Genomic DNA, 20714 nt, shown 5'->3' with positions numbered 1-20714 from the left:
TCTGGGTTTGGGAAACGCATGCCCTGCCGTCATGTTCCCTGAATTGTCAGCCCAAAGCCCTGCATCAGACGGCGGGTGGCGAAATCGGTCCGGTTCGAGGTGAAGACAGCGATATCGGGACCGGCATCGTCGCGCCTGCCGCGCGAGCCATCGAGCAGCGACAATGCGCGGCGCGCGATAGCCTCGGCCGGGTCGATCCAGTCGACCGGCCAGGGCGCCGTCTTGCGCATGCGGTTGACCAGGAACGGGTAGTGCGTGCAGGCGAGCACGACGATGTCGGTGCGGCGACCGTCCTGCTCGATGAAGCAAGGCGCGATCTCGTCCTTGACCGCCTGCTCATCGACAAAGCCGTCGCGCATGTAGATTTCGGCCATCTGCGCCAGCCGGTCGCTGCCGACCAGCCGGACATGGCATTTCGTCGCCCATTGGGTGATCAGGTCACGCGTGTATTGCCGCTTGACCGTGCCTGGCGTCGCCAGCACCGAAACCAGGCCTGAACGGGTCCGCTCCGCCGCCGGTTTGATCGCCGGTACCGTGCCGACAAACGGATGGCCGGAAAATGCCTGGCGCAGCGCGTCGATGACCAGCGTGGACGCCGTATTGCAGGGAACGACCGAAATCTCCGGGTCGAAACGCTCAAGCAGCCCGCCGAACAGATCAAGGATGCGTGCCTTCAGCGCTGGCTCCTCCCACGCGCCGTAGGGGAATGCCGCATCGTCGGCGACGTAGACGAATCGGCGCTCGGGCATCAGCACACGCGCCTCACGCAGCACCGTCAGCCCGCCAATGCCTGAATCAAACATCAGGATCGGGCGGTCAGTCATTGTCGAGCCCCCTGCCACCGACCGGCGGCGTGTCGTCTTCATCGCTATCCGCGCCGCCGGAATGGGCGGCATGGTCGACCTTCGCCTTGCGGTCGGGGTAGCCGGCACCGCGCGGTTCCTTGGGCGAAAAATAGTCGAGCGAGGCCACCACGCCGCGCAAAACCTTGAGTTCAGGCGCGAAGAAGCCGGGCCGCGTCAGCACCGAGCGCAAATTGTCGACCATCTTGGGCTTCTTGGCCGCCGGGCGGAAATAGCCCCGCGTATCGAGGGCAGATTCAAGATGGTTGAACAGCCCGTGCAGTTGGTCCTTGGTCGCCGGCGTCATTTCGGGGCCGCTGAAATTGGTCTGCGTCTCATCTTCCAGGCCAGACTTCATCCATTCATAGGACATCAACAGCACCGCCTGGGCGATGTTGAGGGAGGCGAACCTGGGATCGACCGGGAAGGTGACGATCTCGTCGGCAAGGCTCACTTCCTCGTTGTAGAGGCCGAAACGCTCGCGTCCGAACAAGATGCCGGTGCGAAGTCCCGAAGCGGCATGGCCGCGCAGCGTCCGCCCGGCTTCGACGGGTCCGGCGACACGCTTGAAACCGTCGCGCTGACGCGCTGTGGTGGCAAAGACAAAATTGAGATCGGCAACGGCGGATGCGAGATCTGGGAAGACCACGACTCCGTCGATGACATGATCGGCGTTGCTGGCGGCAGCCCTCGCCTTCTCGTTCGGCCAGCCATCGCGGGGATTGACCAGGCGCAACTCGCCGAGGCCGAAATTGGCCATGGCGCGCGCCACCATGCCGATGTTCTCGCCGAGCTGAGGCTCGACAAGAATGATCACCGGTGCGGCGGGTTGTGCGGGGATTGGGGTGTCTGACATTGCTGCGATTGAACCGAGAATTGCGCCTTTTGCGCGTCCCTGCCACATTCGGCGCTGAAAATGAAGTTCTGGTAAGGAACAAGCATGGCGGACGACCTTGCGGACCAGATCCGGGCTTTCATCGGCGACGACCTTATGATGGGAAGGATGGTGGCATGCTCGTGCGCGAGGATGCCATCACGGGCTGGATCGCCGCCTCGCGCTTTGTCTGGCCGATGTCCGTCAAAGACCAACGAAGAAATGACTTGCGCGGCTGCGACGGCACGTGTCGGCCGGAGACGATTCATACATTGTCAGCAGACACGTCCAAGGTAGCAAGGGCAATCATTTGCGCGCTCCGATTCGCTTTGGTATAGGGGCCGCACTCCCAATCGTGAACCCTCCGGAACCGGCTGGTTCCAGGCAAGAAGAGGCATTTTCCCATGGCGAAGATCAAGGTGGCCAAGCCCGTCGTCGAGCTCGACGGCGATGAGATGACCCGCATCATCTGGCAGTTCATCAAGGACAAGCTGATCCACCCCTATCTCGATCTCAACCTGGAATATTACGACCTCGGCATCGAGCACCGCGACGCCACCAACGACCAGGTGACGATCGACGCCGCCAACGCCATCAACAAGCACGGCGTCGGCGTGAAGTGCGCCACCATCACCCCTGACGAGCAGCGCGTCGAAGAATTCAAGCTCAAGAAGATGTGGAAGTCGCCAAACGGCACCATCCGCAACATCCTCGGCGGCACCATCTTCCGCGAGCCGATCATCATGAAGAACGTGCCCCGCCTGGTGCCGGGCTGGACCAAGCCGATCATCGTCGGCCGTCACGCTTTCGGCGACCAGTACAAGGCGACCGATTTCAAATTCCCCGGCAAGGGCAAGCTGTCGATCAAGTTCGTCGGCGACGACGGCCAAGTGATCGAGCATGACGTGTTCGACGCGCCGGGCGCCGGCGTTGCCATGGCCATGTACAACCTCGACGAGTCGATCCGCGAATTCGCCCGCGCCTCGCTCAATTACGGCCTGCTGCGCAACTACCCGGTCTATCTGTCGACCAAGAACACCATCCTCAAGGCCTATGACGGCCGCTTCAAGGACATCTTCCAGGACGTCTACGAGAAGGAATTCGAAGCCGAGTTCAAGGCGCGCAAGCTCTGGTACGAACACCGCCTGATCGACGACATGGTGGCTTCGAGCCTGAAGTGGTCGGGCGGCTATGTCTGGGCCTGCAAGAACTATGACGGCGACGTCCAGTCCGACACGGTGGCGCAGGGCTTCGGCTCGCTCGGCCTGATGACCTCGGTGCTGATGACGCCGGATGGCAAGACGGTGGAAGCAGAAGCCGCCCACGGCACCGTGACCCGCCACTACCGCCAGCACCAGAAGGGCGAGGAAACCTCGACCAACTCGATCGCCTCGATCTTCGCCTGGACCCGTGGCCTGGCCCACCGCGCCAAGCTCGACGACAACGCCGATCTGAAGCGTTTCTCCGAGACGCTGGAGCGCGTCTGCATCCAGACCGTCGAAAGCGGCTTCATGACAAAGGACCTGTCGCTGCTAATCGGTCCCGACCAGCCCTGGCTGTCGACCACCGGTTTCCTCGACAAGATCGACGAGAACCTGCAGAAGGCGATGGGCTGATAGCCTAAGACAGGCCGAACCAGTGCGTGCCGTCCACGTGACGTTTGCGACCGCGAACTATTCGCAGGCCGCCAAATTGCTTGCGAAGACGGCGCGCCGGTTCGGCCTTGAGACGCTTGTCTATACGCCGGACCATCCGGTTCTGCGCGATTTGGCGCAGCGATACCCATCCATCATGAGCGCGCGGCGGGGAGCCGGCTATTGGCTCTGGAAGCCATTTGTCATCATGGATGTCCTGAACAGCGTGCCGGATGGCACGTCGGTTCTCTATACCGATGTCGCCATGACCTTCATCGCCGACCCGGCTCCACTCATCGCGTTGGCGGAAAAGCACCCTGTGAGCCTCTTCCAAATGGGCGGTGCGATGCGGCAATCGATATGGACCAAGCGCGACTGCTTCGTCGAATTGAATGCCGACACGGAAGAATTCTGGTCGCTGCCGCAGTTATGGGCTGGAATGCAGCTTTACCGGGCCGGACCGGAAGCCAGGCAGTTTGCGACGCGCCTATCCGAAGCCATGGCGAGCGAAGCATGTCTGACCGATGCGCCGAACATTCATAACCTGCCCAACCTGCCAGGCTTCGTTGATCACCGACACGACCAGTCGGTGCTGACCATCCTTGCGAAAAGACACAACGCGGCGCTTTTCCCCGACCCGTCGCAATTTGGGCCGTGGGATTCAGGACTGTCCGGCGAAATGCCATTTCGCCAGACTGTCTTTCTTCATCGCCGGCGAAACCAGCCGCTGCACAAATGGGTGATCCGGCGGCTTCGCCGCCAGTACACCGGTGGCCGCGAGTTCATCTGACGGCCACTGATGTCTCCACGAACCGCTGCTCAGGCCAATGGCAGGTGGATGTCGGTCAGAAGCTCTGACGGCGCCACGTCGCGCGGGTTGTTGACGTATTCCTCGAACATGAGCGCATCGCGCAGCTGGCGGCCCGATTTCGGCAGCCATTCGGCATAGAGCCATTTGTAGGCCTTGTGCATCTCGGCATAGGGGCCCTTGTGGCGCAGAACGGCATAGTCGCCGCCCGAGATTGCGCGACGCTCGAGCGGTGCGGCGGCGGGTGCAGAGGCGTCGGCACTGACGCAGGCGACGGAGCGCAGCTTGTCCTCGGCAACGAGATCGGGATCGTCGAGATAGACGCCGATCATGCGCATGTCGGGCCGCGCCTGGCCACGGGCGTAGAGCGTGCCGAACAGCTGCTCGAAAGCCTGGCCGATCTGCAGGTAGGAGCCTTGATGGGCGACGCCAACTAGGCTGGTGTCAGGGATATTGCGGATGTGAACGTCGAACACGTGGGAAGCCTTTCCTCTGTGGGTTTCGAAGAGCTTGTGGCTTCCCTCCCTCCGGTAGCGCGCCGGCGGCATGCCGTAGACGGCCTTGAAGATGCGGTTGAACGACTGGACATTGGGATAGCCAGACCGCTTTGCAATTTCGCCGACACTCAGATCCGTTCCCACGATGTCACCTGCGGCGCGGTGCAGCCTGAGACGCTTGACGGTGGCGGCAAGCGTCTCGCCGTAGATGGCGCGGTAGATCCTGTGCCAGTGATAGCTCGACATGCAGGCGATGTCGGCCAGGCGGTCCATATCCAGCTCCTCGTCGAGGTGCGCGTGGATGTGTGCCGAAACCCTTCTCAGGCGGGTTTCATACACCGCCCATGCCGTCTCACCGTTCATGCCAAACCTCTTGCAAATCGATCGGCTGGACAGAACCATAGCCCGGTTTGACAAATCCTGCTGACTTGCGGCGCGTGCCGGAAACAAAAAAGGCCCGCCAAGCGGGCCTTTTTCGAGTTTCGATAGATGCCCGGTTCAGGCAGCCGTCATCGCAGCCTTGACCGCCGCGACCGCATCGGCTGCCTTGGTGGCGTCGGGGCCGCCGGCCTGGGCCATGTCGGCACGGCCGCCACCGCCCTGGCCGCCGAGTGCAGCGGATGCCACACGGACCAAGTCGACAGCGCTGAAACGCTTGGTCAGGTCTTCAGTGACGGCGACCACGACGCTCGCCTTGCCATCGTCGCCCGAACCGACAAACACCACCACGCCCGAACCGAGCGAGGCCTTGCCGGAATCGGCGAGCGGCTTGAGGTCCTTCGGCGCCACGCCTGATACCACCTTGCCAAGGAAGCTGACGCCAGCGACAGTCTCGCTCTCATCGGCGGAACCGGCACCATTGGAGCCTCCGAGCGCCAGCTTCTTGCGCGCCTCGGTGAGCTCGCGTTCGAGCTTCTTGCGCTCCTCGACAAGTGCCTCGACCCGCGCCAGCACGTCGGCGGGCGAAACCTTGAGCGATGCCGCAACAGCCTTCAGGCGGCGATCCTGCTCGTCGAGGTGGCGACGGGCGGCTTCGCCGGTCAGCGCCTCGATACGGCGGACGCCGGCGGCAACCGCGCTGTCGGAGACGATGCGCACCAGGCCGATATCACCGGTGGCGGTGACATGCGTGCCGCCGCAGAGCTCGACGGAATAGGGCCGGTTGGCCTTGGCGCCGTGGATACCGGTGCCCATCGCAACGACGCGGACCTCATCGCCGTATTTTTCGCCGAACAGCGCCATGGCGCCTTCGGCAATGGCGTCGTCAACGCTCATCAGGCGCGTCGTGACCGGGCTGTTCTGGACAACGATTTCGTTCGACATGCGCTCGACCTGCTCGAGCTCGTCCGCAGAGATCGGCTTGTTGTGCGAGATGTCGAAGCGCAGGCGCTCAGGCGCCACCAGCGAGCCCTTCTGCGCCACATGGGTGCCGAGCACCTCGCGCAGCGCCTCGTGGATAAGGTGGGTCGCCGAGTGGTTCGAACGCAGGCGGGTCCGCCTGTTATGGTCGACCTTCAGCTCGACGACGGCACCGGTCTTGAGCTTGCCGCTGGTCACCTTGCCGTAGTGGACGAACAGGCCGTCGGCCTTCTTCTGTGTATCGGTGACCTCGATGGTGAAACCTTCGCCCGACATGGTGCCGGTGTCGCCCATCTGGCCGCCGGATTCGCCGTAGAATGGCGTCTGGTTGACGACGATGGCAACGGTGTCGCCTGCCGCAGCGCTTGCGACTTCGGCACCGTCCTTGATCAGGGTCAGGACAACGCCTTCGGCCTGCTCGGTCTCGTAGCCGAGGAACTCGGTGGCGCCGTTCCTGTCCTTGATGCCGAACCAGACCGTCTCGGTTGCGGCTTCGCCTGAACCGGCCCAGTTGGCGCGGGCTTCCGCCTTCTGGCGCGCCATGGCATCGGTGAAGCCGGCGAGGTCGACCGAGATGCTGCGCTGGCGCAGCGCGTCCTGCGTCAGATCGAGCGGGAAGCCATAGGTGTCGTAGAGCTTGAATGCGGTCTCCCCGTCAAGCATGTCGCCGGAGCCAAGCGTCTCGGTGGCATCGGCGAGCAGGCCGAGGCCACGCACCAGCGTCTTGCGGAAACGGGTTTCCTCAAGCTTCAGCGTCTCGGTGATGAGCGCTTCGCCACGGCCGAGCTCCGGATAGGCCTGGGCCATTTCGCGGACAAGCGCCGGCACGAGCTTCCACATCAGTGGTTCGTTGGCGCCGAGCAGCTGCGCGTGGCGCATGGCGCGGCGCATGATGCGGCGGAGCACGTAGCCACGTCCTTCGTTCGACGGCAGCACGCCATCGGCGACGAGGAAGCAGGACGAGCGCAGGTGATCGGCGATCACGCGATACGAACCGACGTTGCTCGCGTCCGGCCCGCGGCCGATCGCCGATGAAGCCGCATCGATGAGATGGCGGAACAGGTCGGTCTCGAAGACGGTCTCGACGCCCTGGAGGATCGAGGCCATGCGTTCGAGGCCCATGCCGGTGTCGATGGATGGGCGCGGCAGATCGATGCGCTGCTCCTTCGTCACCTGCTCGTACTGCATGAAGACGAGGTTCCAGAACTCGAGGAAGCGGTCGCCATCCTCCTCGGGGCTGCCGGGAGGGCCGCCCCAGATATGATCACCGCGATCGATGAAGATCTCCGAGCACGGACCGCAAGGACCGGTGTCGCCCATGGCCCAGAAATTATCCGACGTGGCGATACGGATGATGCGGTCGTCGGAGAAACCGGCGATCTTCTTCCAGTAGCCGGCCGCCTCGTCGTCGGTGTGGTAGACGGTGACGAGCAGCTTGTCCTTGTTCAGCCCGTATTCCTTGGTGATCAGATTCCAGGCAAGCTCAATGGCGTGCTCCTTGAAATAGTCGCCAAACGAGAAATTGCCGAGCATCTCGAAGAAGGTGAGATGGCGGGCAGTGTAGCCGACATTGTCGAGATCGTTGTGCTTGCCGCCGGCACGCACGCTCTTCTGGGCGGTCGCGGCGCGCGAATAGGAACGCTTCTCAAGACCGGTGAAGACGTTCTTGAACTGCACCATGCCGGCATTGGTGAACATCAAGGTCGGGTCGTTGCGCGGTACGAGCGGACTGGAGGCCACCACCTCGTGCCCGTTCTTCTTGAAGTAGTCGAGAAATGTCGACCGGATCTCGTTCACGCCACTCATATTGCCGCCTTTGATCGCCGCCCTGGACAGATGCCCGCCCTTCGCAGGCGGAAATTGGAACTGGCCTTTTAGCGGCCCGCCAGACCACTGTCCAGAAACACCGGACCGGCAAAAGCCCGCAATTCCGCCGCCCGGATCGTCAAAGCCGGCTGCACAAACGCAAACCGCCGGCACGATGGCCGGCGGTCGCATGGATTGGCTGTCCTGGACCTTATCGATCCCCCCCCTGGGCGCTGTTACATCGCCCCGGCTTCGTCCTCGCCGTCATCCTCCTCGCGCGAGCCGTTCTCAAGGAACTTCTCTGCGATCAGCCCGGCATTCTGCCTGAGCAGCGCTTCAATCTCGCGCGCAGCGTCGGGATTATTGCGCAGGAACAGCTTGGCGTTCTCGCGACCCTGGCCAAGACGCTGCGAGTTGTAGGAGAACCAGGCGCCCGACTTCTCGACAACGCCCGCCTTGACGCCGAGATCGACAAGCTCGCCGGTCTTGGAAACGCCTTCGCCATACATGATGTCGAACTCGACCTGCTTGAAGGGCGGGGCCAGCTTGTTCTTGACCACCTTGACGCGGGTCTGGTTGCCAACGACCTCGTCGCGGTCCTTGACCGAGCCGATGCGACGAATGTCGAGGCGGACCGAAGCGTAGAACTTGAGCGCGTTGCCGCCGGTCGTCGTTTCGGGCGAGCCATACATGACGCCGATCTTCATGCGGATCTGATTGATGAAGATGACCATGGTGTTGGAGCGCGAGATCGAGGCGGTCAGCTTGCGCAGCGCCTGGCTCATCAGGCGCGCCTGCAGGCCGGGCAGCGACTCGCCCATCTCGCCTTCGATTTCGGCGCGTGGCGTCAAAGCCGCCACCGAGTCGACGACAAGAACGTCGATGGCGCCGGAGCGCACCAGCGTGTCGCAGATTTCGAGCGCCTGCTCGCCAGTGTCCGGCTGCGAGATCAGCAGATTTTCCAGATCAACGCCGAGCTTGCGGGCATAGACCGGATCGAGCGCGTGCTCGGCGTCGACAAAGGCGCAGATGCCGCCCTTCTTCTGGGCTTCAGCAACGGTGTGCAACGCCAGCGTCGTCTTGCCCGAGCTTTCCGGTCCATAGATTTCGACGATACGCCCACGCGGCAGGCCGCCGACGCCGAGCGCGATGTCTAGACCGAGCGAACCGGTGGAGACGGTCGCGATCTCGACAACCTGCTCATTGGCACCGAGACGCATGATCGAGCCCTTGCCGAAGGCGCGTTCGATCTGCGACAGCGCCGCGTCCAGAGCCTTGGATTTGTCCACCGAATTTTCCTCTACAAGCCGCAATGAATTCTGAGCCATGATACATCACCCCGTAGTCGTCAATGAAGGCCGGACTGTCCGATGCCGATATAAATTTGTACTGGTTTTGTTCACATTTGGCAATAGCAGTCAACGCATTGATATAGAATGATATTCATTGGTATGTTCTTTTTTTGTTTTCAAACGACACGCGATCGGATGTCGCATGGGCCCGACCGCCAATGTGCCAGCAAAGCCAGTCATTGCGAATCGCCGGCGGTTGCCGCCCCTCGCATGGAACACTAAGTTCGCCGCCTTAAACGCCCACCGGACCGCCTCAGCATGAAGTCACCCAGGATCCTCGCCGTCGGCGGCGCCCATGTCGATCGACGCGGACGCATGACCGCGCCATTCGTGCCGGGTGCCTCTATCCCCGGCGCGATGAGCGAGGAGGTCGGCGGCGGTGCTTTCAACGCTTTGCGCGGTGCGGTGCGACGGGGGGCCGTGGGTTCGCTGATGTCGGTGCGCGGTGGCGATGCCGCCGGCGAGGCTGTCGCCGCGGAGATTGCGGCCAATGGCATCGCCGACCTGTCGGCAGTTTTCCTCGACCGGGCAACGCCGAGCTATACGGCACTGCTCGACCGCGATGGCGACGTGGTGGCTGCCCTTGCCGACATGGGACTCTACGAGCTCGCCTTCCCCAAGCAGATGCGCCGCGCCAAGCTGCGCGAAGCCATCGGCACGGTGGATGCAGTGCTTTGCGACGCCAACCTTCCCGAAACAGCCCTTTGGCGCCTGGCGGAGGTCGCACAGCCAGTGCCATTGTTTGCCATCGCCATCTCGCCGGCCAAGGCGGTGCGGCTGACGCCTGTCCTCGACAAGCTGTCGTGCCTGTTCATGAACCGGCGCGAAGCGGCGGTGCTCGCCGGCATCGACGTCGACGCGGATGCCCGCGAACTCGCGCGCGGACTAAGAGCTGTCGGCCTAAGGCGCGGCGTGGTGACCGCCGGCGGCAGCGCGGTGTTCGCCTATGACTGCGACAGCCTTTCGATCATCGCGCCCCCTGCCCCCCGGCGGGTCGTCGATGTCACCGGCGCGGGCGACGCGCTCGCCGGTGCGACGACTGTGGCACTGCTGCGCGGGCTGCCACTTGATGCCGCGCTCAGGCAAGGCATTGCGGCAGCGGTGTTGGCGATCGAGAGCGCTTCGGCCGTGCCCGAACTCGATCAGACAGCCTTTGACGCGGCGCTGGCCCTTGTGCCGCACGCCTCGGAAATGGCATGACGCGGTCCAAGGAGACCAACATGACGCCTGAAACCGCCCGCCCCTTCATCGACATCCATGCACCCGTGGCCGCAGCCCTTGCAGCCGGCAAGCCGGTCGTGGCGCTCGAAAGCACCATCATCACCCATGGCATGCCTTATCCCGACAATTCGGCGATGGCGGCGAATGTCGAGAAGATTATCTCGGATGCAGGTGCTGTGCCCGCAACCATCGCGGTCGTCAACGGCCGCATCAAGATCGGCCTGTCGGATGGCGAGCGCGAGTCGCTGGCGATGACCGACGGGGCGATGAAGCTGTCGCGCGCCGACATTGCCTTTGCCATTGCCGAAGGCCGCACCGGCGGCACCACGGTTGCCGCAACGATGATCGCGGCTCATCTCGTCGGCATCAAGGTGTTCGCCACCGGCGGCATCGGCGGCGTGCACAAGGGTGCAGAGAAGAGCTTCGACATCTCCGCCGATCTGGACGAACTGGCGCGCACGCCCGTGATCGTGGTGTCGGCCGGCGCCAAGGCGATCCTCGACATCGAAAAGACGCTCGAAGTGCTGGAAACGCGTGGCGTGCCAGTCGTCGCCTACGGTTCCGACATCGTGCCGGCCTTCTGGTCGCGCAAGTCGCCCTATGCGGCACCGCTCAGGCTCGACGCAGCTGAAAAGATTGCGCGCCTCTATGAGACGCGTGCCGCACTTGGGCTCGACGGCGGCTTGCTGGTGGCCAATCCGGTGCCCGAAAGCGACGAAATCCCGACCGAACAGATGGCCGGCTACATCGAGGCAGCGCAGAAGGCGGCCGAAGCCCAGAACATCTCGGGCAAGGCGGTGACGCCGTTCCTGCTGGCCAAGATCCTGGAACTGACCGACGGCGCAAGCCTCAAGACCAACATCGCGCTGGTTGAGAACAACGCCCGGCTTGCGGCCAAGATCGCTCGAGAACTCTGAGGCTGCCTTCGTGCGTCCTTCGAGGCTCGCCCTTCGGGCGAGCACCTCAGGATGAGGATCGTGGAGCGCTCAGCTGTTGACCCTGCAAGGGCGCGGCGGACGATGTCGTGCCGCTCCCTCACCGGTTCGCCCCTTCGACAAGCTCAGGGCAAACCACCTCCCTCCCACATCAGTGGGTCGAGGAAACCAAGCTGAAAATGCCCTGACGCCTATCCCCAAGGTGCCCTAGAAGGGGAAGGCCGCGTGCCACGATCCTCATCCTGAGGTGTGAGCGCAGCGAGCCTCGAAGGACGCACCACGCAGAGGCGCTACCTCCTGGTACGAAGTGCGGCCTCATAGGCCTTACGCGTCCATATCGCCAACTCGTCGGGATCGTCGATGGCATTGTCGGGGATCGACCAATAGGGCATGTGGACCGGCCGGCCCTTGCCGTCATAGGCCCAGCGCTTCGCGCCTGCCGCCTCGAAATCGGGCGCGCTCACCACATCGGCCTTGAGCAGGATGTCGCCGCGCACCTCGACGCCGACGATCAGGCCATCGTGATAAATGCCCTTGCCGCCAAACATCTTGCGGATGGTGATCTCCCCAAGACTGGCGAAGACCTCGCGAATGGCGTCGTCGCTCATCGGTTACCCCTTGCCTATCCGCTGTGCATCATCGCCGCCCAGCGCTCGATCTGGACCGGTTCGATCCCGTCGCGCTGTGCAACGAACAAAGGATGATCGGTCTCGTGCAGAGCCACGCGCGGCCGAAGCCCGTCCGGCTGGAACCAGACATCGGCATTGAAGTACATGGTTCCAGGATATTCGGGAACGTCATGCATGAGATAGCCGAAGCAACCGCCTTCGGCGTAGCCGCCGGTGCCGAAACCCGCGCGGTAGATGTCCCAGCTGCGCTCCGACACCGACATCCAGACGCCGAAGCGGAATTCGACGGACATTTTCGGCACGGGAAAAGGCAGAAGGCAGCGGATGAAGCGGTCCACCTCGCCGGTCAAATAGCGGACCTCGCAAAAATCGTCATCCAGGCCGGACGCGGCCCGCGTGGCCTCATCAAGCGCGTCCCAATCGACGGGCTCGCCGAACATCATGTCCATCGGCAGGCCGACATGCTCTTCACCGCAACATGAGCACCGCCAGCGATACGCTTCGGCGCTCATCGGGAGCAACTACACTGCGCTTTGCGCGCGCGCCTCGGCAAGTGCCTTGAGGTCGGCGGGCTTCAGTTCGACCGACTCGCCACAGCCACAGGCCGAACTCTGGTTCGGATTGGAAAAGGTGAAGCCGGTGCGCAGCGTCGTGGTCTCGAAATCCATCTGGGTGCCGAACAGGAACAAGGCCGCCTCAGGCGCGACATAGACATGGGCGCCGTCGCGCTCGATGTGGTCGTCCTTGGGGTTGGGCTCGGTCACCAGGTCGACCGTGTATTCCATGCCGGCGCAGCCGCCCTTCTTGATGCCGAGGCGGATCCCTTGCGCGTTTTCGCGCGTGGCCATGATCTCGCGCACGCGCTCGGCGGCCCTGTCGGTCATCGTGATGACGGCGAAGCGTCCCATTCCAGTCTCCATTCATCGCCGGGTTCAAGGCCCGGGGAATGACTCATTCCAAACTAAGATGGTGAAGATTGCATGTCCTTGCAAGCACCACCATCAATGGCTCAATACCAGCCGACAGCGACCTGTGCCTCTTCCGACATGCGATCGGGGGTCCATGGCGGGTCGAAGGTCATGGTGACCTCGACGCCCGACACGCCTTCGACGGCGCCGACGGCGTTCTGCACCCAGCCGGGCATTTCGCCGGCAACCGGGCAGCCGGGTGCGGTCAGCGTCATGTCGATCTTGACGGTGCGGTCGTCTTCGATGTCGATCTTGTAGATCAGGCCGAGTTCGTAGATGTCGGCGGGAATTTCCGGGTCGTAGACCGTCTTCAGCGCCGAGACGATGTCGTCGGTCAGCCGCGCGAGGTCGTCGGCTGGAATGGCCGAGGCCGAAACGATACCCTTGCCCGCCGTTTCCGGCGCGGTGTCGTCAACTGTGGCAGCGATAGCGTCTTCCATGGTGCTCACCCGAAGAATTTACGCGCTTTTTCAAGCGCTTCGGCCAAAACGTCAATCTCGGCCTTGGTGTTGTACATACCGAACGACGCCCTGCATGTGGAGGTTACGCCGAAGCGTTTCAACAGCGGCTGGGCGCAATGGGTGCCGGCGCGAACGGCGACGCCCTGGCGGTCGATGACCATCGACACGTCGTGGGCGTGGATGCCCTGCAGCTCGAAGGAGACGATGGCGCCCTTGCCGGGCGCATCGCCGAAGATGCGCAGCGAATTGATGGAGCGCAGCCGCTCGTGGGCATAGTCGCGCAGCATCGCCTCGTGGGCGGCGATGCGCTCGCGGCCGATGCTGTCCATGTAGTCGAGTGCCGCGCCCAGGCCGATCGCCTGGACGATCGGCGGCGTGCCTGCTTCGAAACGATGCGGCGGCTCGTTGTAGGTGACGATGTCTTCGGTGACCTCAACGATCATCTCGCCACCCCCCTGGAAGGGGCGCATGCGCTCGAGCAGCTCGCGCTTGCCGTAAAGCACGCCGATACCAGAAGGACCGTAGAGCTTATGGCCGGTCATGACGAAGAAGTCGCAGTCGAGGTCCTGCACGTCGATGGGCATGTGGACAGCGCTCTGGCTGCCGTCGACAAGAACGGGGATACCGCGCTCATGGGCGATGCGGCAGATCTCCTTGATCGGCGTGACAGTGCCGAGCGCGTTCGACATGTGGGTGATCGCGACCAGCTTGGTGCGGTCGGTCAGGCGACTCTCGAATTCCTCGACGTGGAAGGTGCCAAGATCGTCGACCGGCACCCAGACAAGCTTGGCGCCCTGGCGTTCCCGGATGAAATGCCACGGCACGATGTTGGAATGGTGCTCCATGATCGACAGCACGATCTCGTCGCCCTCGCCGATGTTGGGCATGCCGTAGCCATAAGCGACGGTGTTGATCGCCGAAGTGGCGTTGGAGGTGAAGACGATCTGGTTGACATCAGGAGCATTGAGGAAGCGGCGCACGCTTTCGCGGGCCTTTTCATAGGCATCGGTCGCGGCATTGGACAGGAAATGCAGGCCGCGGTGAACATTGGCGTATTCGTTGGCATAGGCGTTGGCGATGGTGTCGATGACCACCTGCGGCTTCTGGGCCGAGGCGCCATTGTCGAGATAGACGAGCGGCTTGCCGTAGACCTCGCGCGACAGGATCGGGAAGTCGCGGCGGATCGCCTCGACGTCATAGGTTTCGACCTTTTGATCCATCAACAAATTCCCATACCTTCATTCGCCCGCCGGCGCTTTTCCCCGCGAACGGGGAAAAGGATCTGGTCAGGCGTGCGTCGCAAACCAGCTGGTCAGCAGCTCTTCCAGCGGTTCAACGACCGTTTCGTCATCGAGTTCTTCGATAACTTCGGCCAGGAACGCCCGGACCAGCAGACCACGTGCGGTCTTTTCGTCGACACCGCGCGCCATCAGATAGAACAGATGATTGCGGTCGATCTCGGTGACCGTCGCGCCGTGGCCGCAAGCCACGTCGTCGGCGAAGATTTCGAGCTCGGGCTTGGTCGAGAACTCGCCGTCGTCGGACAGAAGCAGCGTGTTGCAGGCCATGCGGGCGTCGGTCTTCTGCGCCACCTGATGGACGTTGATGCGGCCCTGGAACACACCCTTGGCGCGGCCGGTGACGACGTTGCGCACCACTTCCGTCGACGAGGTGTGCGGCACGGTATGGTCGAGCACCATGGTGACGTCGACATGGCTGTCGCCGGCAAGCAGGTTGACGCCGCGCAACTTGAAATCAGCGCCTTCGCCCGAAGCCTTGACGATGATTTCCTGGCGAACGAGCTTGCCGCCGGCATTCATCACGAACAGCGTGAGCTTGGCGTTCTTGCCGAGTTCGGCCTTGAACTGGGCGAGATGGGTCGCGGTCTCCGGCTGGTCCTGGACGATCAGCCACAGCACCTCGGCATCATCGCCAAGCAGCAGCTGGCTGACGGAGCTGACAAGGCCTGCACCCTCGCCCGTCTGGCGTTCGACGATGGTTGCCTTGGCGCCTGCGCCGACACGAACCGGCAGGCGGACGTGGACCTGGCCGCCGGCCTGGATGTTCTGCAGCTCGATCGGCTTTTCGACCTGGGCGCCGTCTTCGATGTCGACGAAATAGCCGTCGGCAACGAAGGCGGTGTTGAGCGCGCCGACGGCATCGTCGATGCCATAGGTCACCAGTGCCGGTGCGTAGCTGCCGTCGACGAGCTTGTCGCCGAGCCGCTGGAACGTGACACCATCGACGGAAGGCGTAGCCGCCGACACGCCGTTGACGATCGAAAGCAGGGTCGAACCTTCGAGCAGGGCCGCAATCGGCTTGGCTTCCGCGCTGGCGTCGAAGGCCGGCACCGAGGCCAGAAGACGACGCAGGTCGGTGTAGTGCCAGGATTCGACGCGGCGGGTCGGCAGGCCGGCCTTGATCTGCTCAATCGCATTGTCGCGCTTGACCATGACCGCGCCGTCGCCGGGCAGGAGCGAAAGCCGCTCGCCGAAGGCATCGACGATCGCCGCCTCCGCCGGGGTACGCTGTATTTCAGCACGCATGTTCATCGTCGACACCTCACGCAGCCTCTTCGATGATCCCGGCGTAGCCGTTCTCTTCGAGTTCGAGCGCCAGCGACTTGTCGCCCGACTTGATGACCTGGCCCTTATAGAGCACGTGCACCGTATCCGGCACGATGTGGTCGAGCAGGCGCTGGTAGTGGGTGATGACGATGATGGCGCGGTCGGGCGAACGCAGCGCATTGACGCCATCCGAAACGATCTTGAGCGCGTCGATGTCGAGGCCGGAATCGGTCTCGTCCAACACGCACAGCTTCGGCTCGAGAAGCTTCATCTGCAGGATCTCGGCGCGCTTCTTTTCGCCGCCGGAGAAGCCGACATTGACCGGACGCTTGAGCATGTTGAAATCCATCTCAAGCGTGCTGGCGGCATCCTTCACGCGCTTGATGAAATCAGGAATCTTGAGCGGTTCCTCGCCGCGCGCCTTGCGCTGCGAGTTCATCGCGACCTTGAGGAACTCCATGGTGGCGACGCCAGGTATCTCCATCGGATACTGGAACGCCAGGAACAGGCCCTTGGCAGCGCGTTCGGCCGGATCCATCTCCAGGATCGACTCGCCATTGTAGAGAATGTCGCCCTCGGTCACTTCGTAGTCGTCGCGACCGGCCAGGATGTAGGACAGCGTCGACTTGCCGGAGCCGTTGGGGCCCATGATGGCGGCGACTTCGCCCGCCTTCACGGTCAGGTTCAGGCCGCGAATGATTTCGGTGCCGCTCTCGGCGATACGGGCATGCAGGTTCTTGATCTCAAGCATTTTTCTTCAGCTTTCTTCACTTCTGGCGCCGAGGCGGGCGGCGCAATTCCTGTCACAGACGTTGCCGGCGCGACGTCGGGCTCTCAAATCCCGAATGTGCGACGCAGCAACGGCAAAAGGGCTGCAGCAACGATGCCAGTGATGGTCCCGACAACCAGCCGCGCCGGGCGCGACTGGAATGACGGCGCCGTCGCGGCGAGCCCGCCGCAAACGACCGCGTAAAAGACCATCGACACCGGGTCCATCAGCCGACGCTTCCTTCAAGGCTGATGCCGATGAGCTTTTGCGCCTCGACGGCGAACTCCATCGGCAGTTCCTGGATCACTTCCTTGACGAAGCCGTTGACGATCAGCGCAATCGCTTCTTCCTCGGGAATGCCGCGCTGCATGACGTAGAACTTCTGGTCGTCGGAGATCTTGGAGGTCGTCGCCTCGTGCTCGAACTGGGCGGTGGCGTTCTTGGCTTCGATATACGGCACGGTATGCGCGCCGCACTGGTTGCCGATCAGCAACGAGTCGCACTGGGTGAAGTTGCGTGCGTTGGTGGCCTTGCGGTGGGCCGAAACCTGGCCGCGATAAGTGTTCTGCGAGAAACCGGCGGCGATGCCCTTGGAGATGATGCGGCTCGACGTGTTCTTGCCGAGATGGATCATCTTGGTGCCGGAGTCGACCTGCTGGTAGCCGTTCGACACCGCGATCGAATAGAACTCGCCCCTGGAATCGTCGCCGCGCAGGATGCAGCTCGGATATTTCCAGGTGATGGCCGAGCCGGTTTCGACCTGGGTCCACGAAATCTTCGAGCGGTCGCCACGGCAGTCGCCACGCTTGGTGACGAAGTTGTAGATGCCGCCCTTGCCCTGGGCATCGCCCGGGTACCAGTTCTGGACGGTCGAATACTTGATCTCGGCGTCATCGAGCGCGACCAGCTCGACCACGGCGGCGTGAAGCTGGTTTTCGTCGCGCTGGGGTGCAGTGCAGCCTTCGAGATAAGAGACATAGGCCCCTTCCTCGCAGATGATCAGCGTGCGCTCGAACTGGCCGGTGTTCTTCTCGTTGATGCGGAAATAGGTCGACAGCTCCATCGGGCAGCGAACGCCCTTGGGCACGAACACGAAGGAGCCATCGGTAAAGACGGCCGAATTCAGCGTGGCGTAATAGTTGTCGGTCGTCGGCACCACTGTGCCGAGATATTTCTTCACCAGCTCGGGATGCTCGCGGATGGCTTCCGAGATCGAGCAGAAGATGACGCCGGCCTTGGCCAGCTCGTCCTTGAAGGTGGTAACGACCGAAACCGAATCGAACACGGCGTCGACAGCGACGCGGCCCGACTTGTAGACGTTGTCGCCAAGCTCTTCATCAGACAGGCCGTCGACCGGAGCCGCTTCCTTCTGGACGCCGGCGAGGATTTCCTGCTCGCGAAGCGGAATGCCCAGCTTTTCGTAGACCTTCAGGATCTCGGGATCGACTTCGTCGAGCGAAGTCGGTCCGGGCGTGCTCTTGGGCGCGGCGTAGAAGTAGATGTCCTGGAAGTCGATCTTGGGATAGTTGACGCGCGCCCAGTTCGGCTCCTCAAGCGTCAGCCAGCGACGATAGGCGCCGAGGCGCCATTCGAGCATCCATTCGGGTTCGCCCTTCTTGGCCGAGATGAAGCGGACAATGTCTTCGCTGAGGCCCTTGGGAGCCTTGTCCATCTCGATGAAGGATTCGAAGCCGTATTTGTATTGGTCGACGTCGATCTTGCGGACCTGCTCGATCGTTTCCTGCACAGCAGGCATAAGCGTTCTCCATCCACGCCGGGGTCAAGGCCCGACAGTTTTCAAACTATGGCACCGCTGCAGCGGCGTAAGTTCCATATAGTGTGCTTTTGCCGGAAATTCACCCGGAAGAACGCCTTCGGCGTCCCTGACACACCCGTTCACTGGCCCTTGGGCCAAATTTCCCGCCGATCAGGGGGCTTTCGTACGATCCGCGCGGCGCAAAAGAAGCGCAGCGAGGGCAGTCTCGAATTTTTCCACGTCCGCCTCGGCCGTGTTCCGGCCGATCGAAACGCGCAGCGCACCGAGATTGTCGGCAAAGCCCATCGCCTTCAGCACATGGCTGGGGCCGACCTTGCCCGACGAACACGCGGAACCGGCCGAGAGCGCGACGCCTGCGAGATCGAAGGCGATCTGTGCCGTCTCGGCCTTGACGCCCGGAATAGCGAAGAATGTCGTATTGGCAAGCCGTTCGGCTGCCTTTCCGAAGATTTCAGCATCGGGAACAAGCCGGATCACCGTATTTTCGATGCGGTCGCGCATGGCGCGAACCGCGTCGACCCCGGCCAATCCGGCCAAAGCGTCGCGCGCCGCAGCGCCAAATCCTGCAATAGCCGGCAGGTTCTCGGTGCCGCCGCGATGGCCCTTTTCCTGGCCCCCGCCGGTGACCAGCGGCGCCGGCATCATCAGGTCAGCGGTGGCGACGATCGCTCCCGCGCCCTTGGGTCCGCCGATCTTGTGCGAGGAGAGAATCAGATAATCGGCATAAGCCTCTGACATATCGAGAGGAATGCGCCCTGCAGCCTGGACTGCGTCGAGCACGAGCACGCCGCCCGCGGCCTTCACCAGGCTGACGATATCGCGGACGGGCTGGATGACCCCGGTCTCGTTGTTGGCGGCGTGGATCGCGACCAGCGGCAGGCCTTCCGACTTGTCGTGGGCCGCAAGCGCTGTTTCCAGAGCAGCAAGGTCGACAATGCCGTTGCTGTCGACGCCAAGCCGCGTGATGCGTTCAGCCGGGAAACGGCCGCCGTTCAGAATGCAGGGATGGTCCGCTTCAGTGACATAGAGGCGCGACATGCGCACAGCGCCGCGGCCCATGCGCCAGTCAGGCGAAAGCAGCGTGGTAGCGGCTTCGGTCGCGCCCGAGGTGAAGACCACATGCTCGGCCTTGGCGCCGACGAGGGCGGCAACATCGCGCCTGGCATCCTCGATGATCTTGCGGGCTGCCCTGCCCTCGCTGTGGACCGACGACGGGTTGGCTGCCACATCGAGCGCCGCAACCACAGCCGCATGCGCTACCGGCAGTAGCGGCGCACTGGCATTGTAGTCGAGATAGGCACGCGATCCGGCCATTTCCGTTCAATCTGCCCTGTCAAATCACGTTTGGGTGTCAGGACGCGCAATTTCCTTGAAATTCCAAGGCGAGCCGTCCTATCTACCCGCTTTGCCAAACGGGCGGTCTCGCCACCCAGTTTTGAACAGTTCTAAACTAGCTTCTAAGAAGGCGCGTCCCTCGCGTCAAGGCTGGACACAGGATTGTTTCATCGGCTTTGCGTCAAGTGGAGTAGTTTATGCCAGAGGTCATTTTCACCGGTCCGGCGGGTCGCCTGGAAGGTCGTTATCAGCCGTCCAAGGAAAAGAACGCGCCGATCGCCATCATACTGCACCCCCACCCGCAGTTTGGCGGCACGATGAACAACAAGATCGTGTACGACCTCTTCTACATGTTCCAGAAGCGCGACTTCACGACGCTGCGCTTCAATTTCCGCGGCATCGGCCGCAGCCAAGGCGAATTCGACCACGGCACCGGCGAGTTATCGGATGCGGCCGCAGCACTCGACTGGGTGCAGTCGCTGCATCCCGATTCCAAGAGCTGCTGGGTCGCTGGTTACTCTTTCGGCTCGTGGATCGGCATGCAGCTTCTGATGCGCCGGCCGGAGATCGAAGGCTTCATCTCGGTGGCGCCGCAGCCCAACACCTACGACTTCTCGTTCCTGGCGCCCTGCCCGTCGTCGGGCCTGATCATCCATGGCGATGCCGACAAGGTGGCGCCGCCCAAGGACGTGCAGGGGCTGGTCGACAAGCTGCACACGCAAAAGGGCATCACCATCACCCAGAAGACGCTTGCCGGCGCCAACCACTTCTTCGGCAACGATCCGGAGCTGGTGATCGAAGAATGCGCCGATTATCTCGACCGCCGTCTCGCCGGCGAACTTTCGGACCCGCGTCCGAAGCGCCTGCGCTAGAGGAGACA

At 62.8% G+C, this 20714-nt stretch carries 20 protein-coding genes; 5 read left to right on the top strand and 15 right to left on the bottom strand.

What is annotated here, in order from left to right; translation table 11 throughout:
* Positions 1-29 precede the first annotated feature (29 nt).
* A complete protein-coding gene (murI, locus tag J1C56_RS00860; RefSeq protein ID WP_214385139.1) occupies positions 30-824 on the bottom strand; it encodes a glutamate racemase in 795 nt (264 codons plus the stop codon).
* The gene (locus tag J1C56_RS00855) at positions 817-1698 is read right to left on the bottom strand and encodes an RNA methyltransferase (RefSeq protein WP_214385138.1); all 882 of its coding nucleotides are present in this window, start codon (positions 1696-1698) and stop codon (positions 817-819) included. The genes murI and J1C56_RS00855 overlap by 8 nt, the downstream gene beginning before the upstream one ends.
* 422 nt (positions 1699-2120) lie before the next feature.
* Here J1C56_RS00855 and J1C56_RS00850 point away from each other — a divergent pair, with 422 nt between their 5' ends.
* Together J1C56_RS00850 and J1C56_RS00845 are read left to right on the top strand one after the other, a co-directional pair.
* The gene (locus J1C56_RS00850; RefSeq protein ID WP_214385137.1) at positions 2121-3332 is read left to right on the top strand and encodes an NADP-dependent isocitrate dehydrogenase; all 1212 of its coding nucleotides are present in this window, start codon (positions 2121-2123) and stop codon (positions 3330-3332) included.
* Positions 3333-3354: 22 nt separating this feature from the next.
* Positions 3355-4140: a hypothetical protein gene (locus J1C56_RS00845; RefSeq protein ID WP_214385136.1), complete on the top strand. Its 786-nt coding sequence runs from the start codon at positions 3355-3357 to the stop codon at positions 4138-4140.
* A 29-nt stretch (positions 4141-4169) separates the two neighbouring features.
* On the opposite strand, the gene J1C56_RS00840 is transcribed toward J1C56_RS00845, so the two are convergent.
* From J1C56_RS00840 to recA, 3 genes are all read right to left on the bottom strand, one after another.
* The gene (locus J1C56_RS00840) at positions 4170-5018 is read right to left on the bottom strand and encodes an AraC family transcriptional regulator (protein WP_214385135.1); all 849 of its coding nucleotides are present in this window, start codon (positions 5016-5018) and stop codon (positions 4170-4172) included.
* Between the two features lie 135 nt (positions 5019-5153).
* Complete coding sequence (gene alaS, locus J1C56_RS00835; RefSeq protein ID WP_214385134.1) at positions 5154-7820, bottom strand: alanine--tRNA ligase; 2667 nt, start codon at positions 7818-7820, stop codon at positions 5154-5156.
* 236 nt (positions 7821-8056) lie between these two features.
* Positions 8057-9148 (bottom strand): recombinase RecA, encoded by a 1092-nt coding sequence (recA, locus tag J1C56_RS00830; protein ID WP_214385133.1) that lies wholly within the window; start codon positions 9146-9148, stop codon positions 8057-8059.
* A gap of 282 nt (positions 9149-9430) precedes the next feature.
* Between recA and J1C56_RS00825 the strand changes: the two genes are divergently transcribed.
* A complete protein-coding gene (locus tag J1C56_RS00825; RefSeq protein WP_214385132.1) occupies positions 9431-10372 on the top strand; it encodes a carbohydrate kinase family protein in 942 nt (313 codons plus the stop codon).
* 20 nt (positions 10373-10392) lie between these two features.
* Positions 10393-11310 (top strand): pseudouridine-5'-phosphate glycosidase, encoded by a 918-nt coding sequence (locus J1C56_RS00820; protein WP_214386601.1) that lies wholly within the window; start codon positions 10393-10395, stop codon positions 11308-11310.
* A gap of 308 nt (positions 11311-11618) precedes the next feature.
* Here the strand turns inward: J1C56_RS00820 and J1C56_RS00815 are convergent, their stop codons facing one another.
* The 10 genes from J1C56_RS00815 to J1C56_RS00770 form a co-directional block, all read right to left on the bottom strand.
* Complete coding sequence (locus J1C56_RS00815) at positions 11619-11936, bottom strand: TfoX/Sxy family protein (RefSeq protein WP_214385131.1); 318 nt, start codon at positions 11934-11936, stop codon at positions 11619-11621.
* A gap of 14 nt (positions 11937-11950) precedes the next feature.
* The gene (locus J1C56_RS00810; RefSeq protein WP_214385130.1) at positions 11951-12469 is read right to left on the bottom strand and encodes a DUF2199 domain-containing protein; all 519 of its coding nucleotides are present in this window, start codon (positions 12467-12469) and stop codon (positions 11951-11953) included.
* 9 nt (positions 12470-12478) lie between these two features.
* Positions 12479-12865, bottom strand: coding sequence for a Fe-S cluster assembly scaffold SufA (gene sufA / locus J1C56_RS00805; protein ID WP_214385129.1), 387 nt, complete (start codon positions 12863-12865; stop codon positions 12479-12481).
* A 101-nt stretch (positions 12866-12966) separates the two neighbouring features.
* A complete protein-coding gene (locus J1C56_RS00800) occupies positions 12967-13365 on the bottom strand; it encodes an SUF system Fe-S cluster assembly protein (protein ID WP_214385128.1) in 399 nt (132 codons plus the stop codon).
* 5 nt (positions 13366-13370) lie between these two features.
* Entirely contained in the window at positions 13371-14606 is a 1236-nt protein-coding gene (locus J1C56_RS00795) for a cysteine desulfurase (RefSeq protein WP_214385127.1), read from the bottom strand.
* Positions 14607-14672: 66 nt separating this feature from the next.
* A complete protein-coding gene (gene sufD / locus J1C56_RS00790) occupies positions 14673-15938 on the bottom strand; it encodes a Fe-S cluster assembly protein SufD (protein ID WP_214385126.1) in 1266 nt (421 codons plus the stop codon).
* Positions 15939-15948: 10 nt separating this feature from the next.
* Complete coding sequence (gene sufC, locus J1C56_RS00785) at positions 15949-16704, bottom strand: Fe-S cluster assembly ATPase SufC (RefSeq protein ID WP_214385125.1); 756 nt, start codon at positions 16702-16704, stop codon at positions 15949-15951.
* Positions 16705-16787: 83 nt separating this feature from the next.
* Positions 16788-16949 (bottom strand): hypothetical protein, encoded by a 162-nt coding sequence (locus tag J1C56_RS00780; RefSeq protein ID WP_214385124.1) that lies wholly within the window; start codon positions 16947-16949, stop codon positions 16788-16790.
* On the bottom strand, positions 16949-18478 hold the full coding sequence (gene sufB / locus J1C56_RS00775) for a Fe-S cluster assembly protein SufB (RefSeq protein ID WP_214385123.1): 1530 nt from the start codon (positions 18476-18478) through the stop codon (positions 16949-16951). Before sufB ends, J1C56_RS00780 begins: the two co-directional genes overlap by 1 nt.
* Before the next feature lie 171 nt (positions 18479-18649).
* Positions 18650-19813 carry a cysteine desulfurase family protein gene (locus tag J1C56_RS00770; protein ID WP_214385122.1) on the bottom strand — a complete coding sequence of 388 codons (1164 nt, stop codon included), beginning with the start codon at positions 19811-19813 and terminating at the stop codon, positions 18650-18652.
* Positions 19814-20031: 218 nt separating this feature from the next.
* On the opposite strand from J1C56_RS00770, the gene J1C56_RS00765 reads away from it, so the two are divergent.
* Positions 20032-20706, top strand: coding sequence for an alpha/beta hydrolase (locus J1C56_RS00765; protein ID WP_184768933.1), 675 nt, complete (start codon positions 20032-20034; stop codon positions 20704-20706).
* The last annotated feature ends 8 nt before the right edge of the window (positions 20707-20714 follow it).

This window comes from Aminobacter anthyllidis (assembly GCF_018555685.1).
In the GTDB taxonomy this organism is placed as follows: domain Bacteria; phylum Pseudomonadota; class Alphaproteobacteria; order Rhizobiales; family Rhizobiaceae; genus Aminobacter; species Aminobacter anthyllidis.
This window is presented reverse-complemented; position numbering and strand designations above follow the sequence as displayed.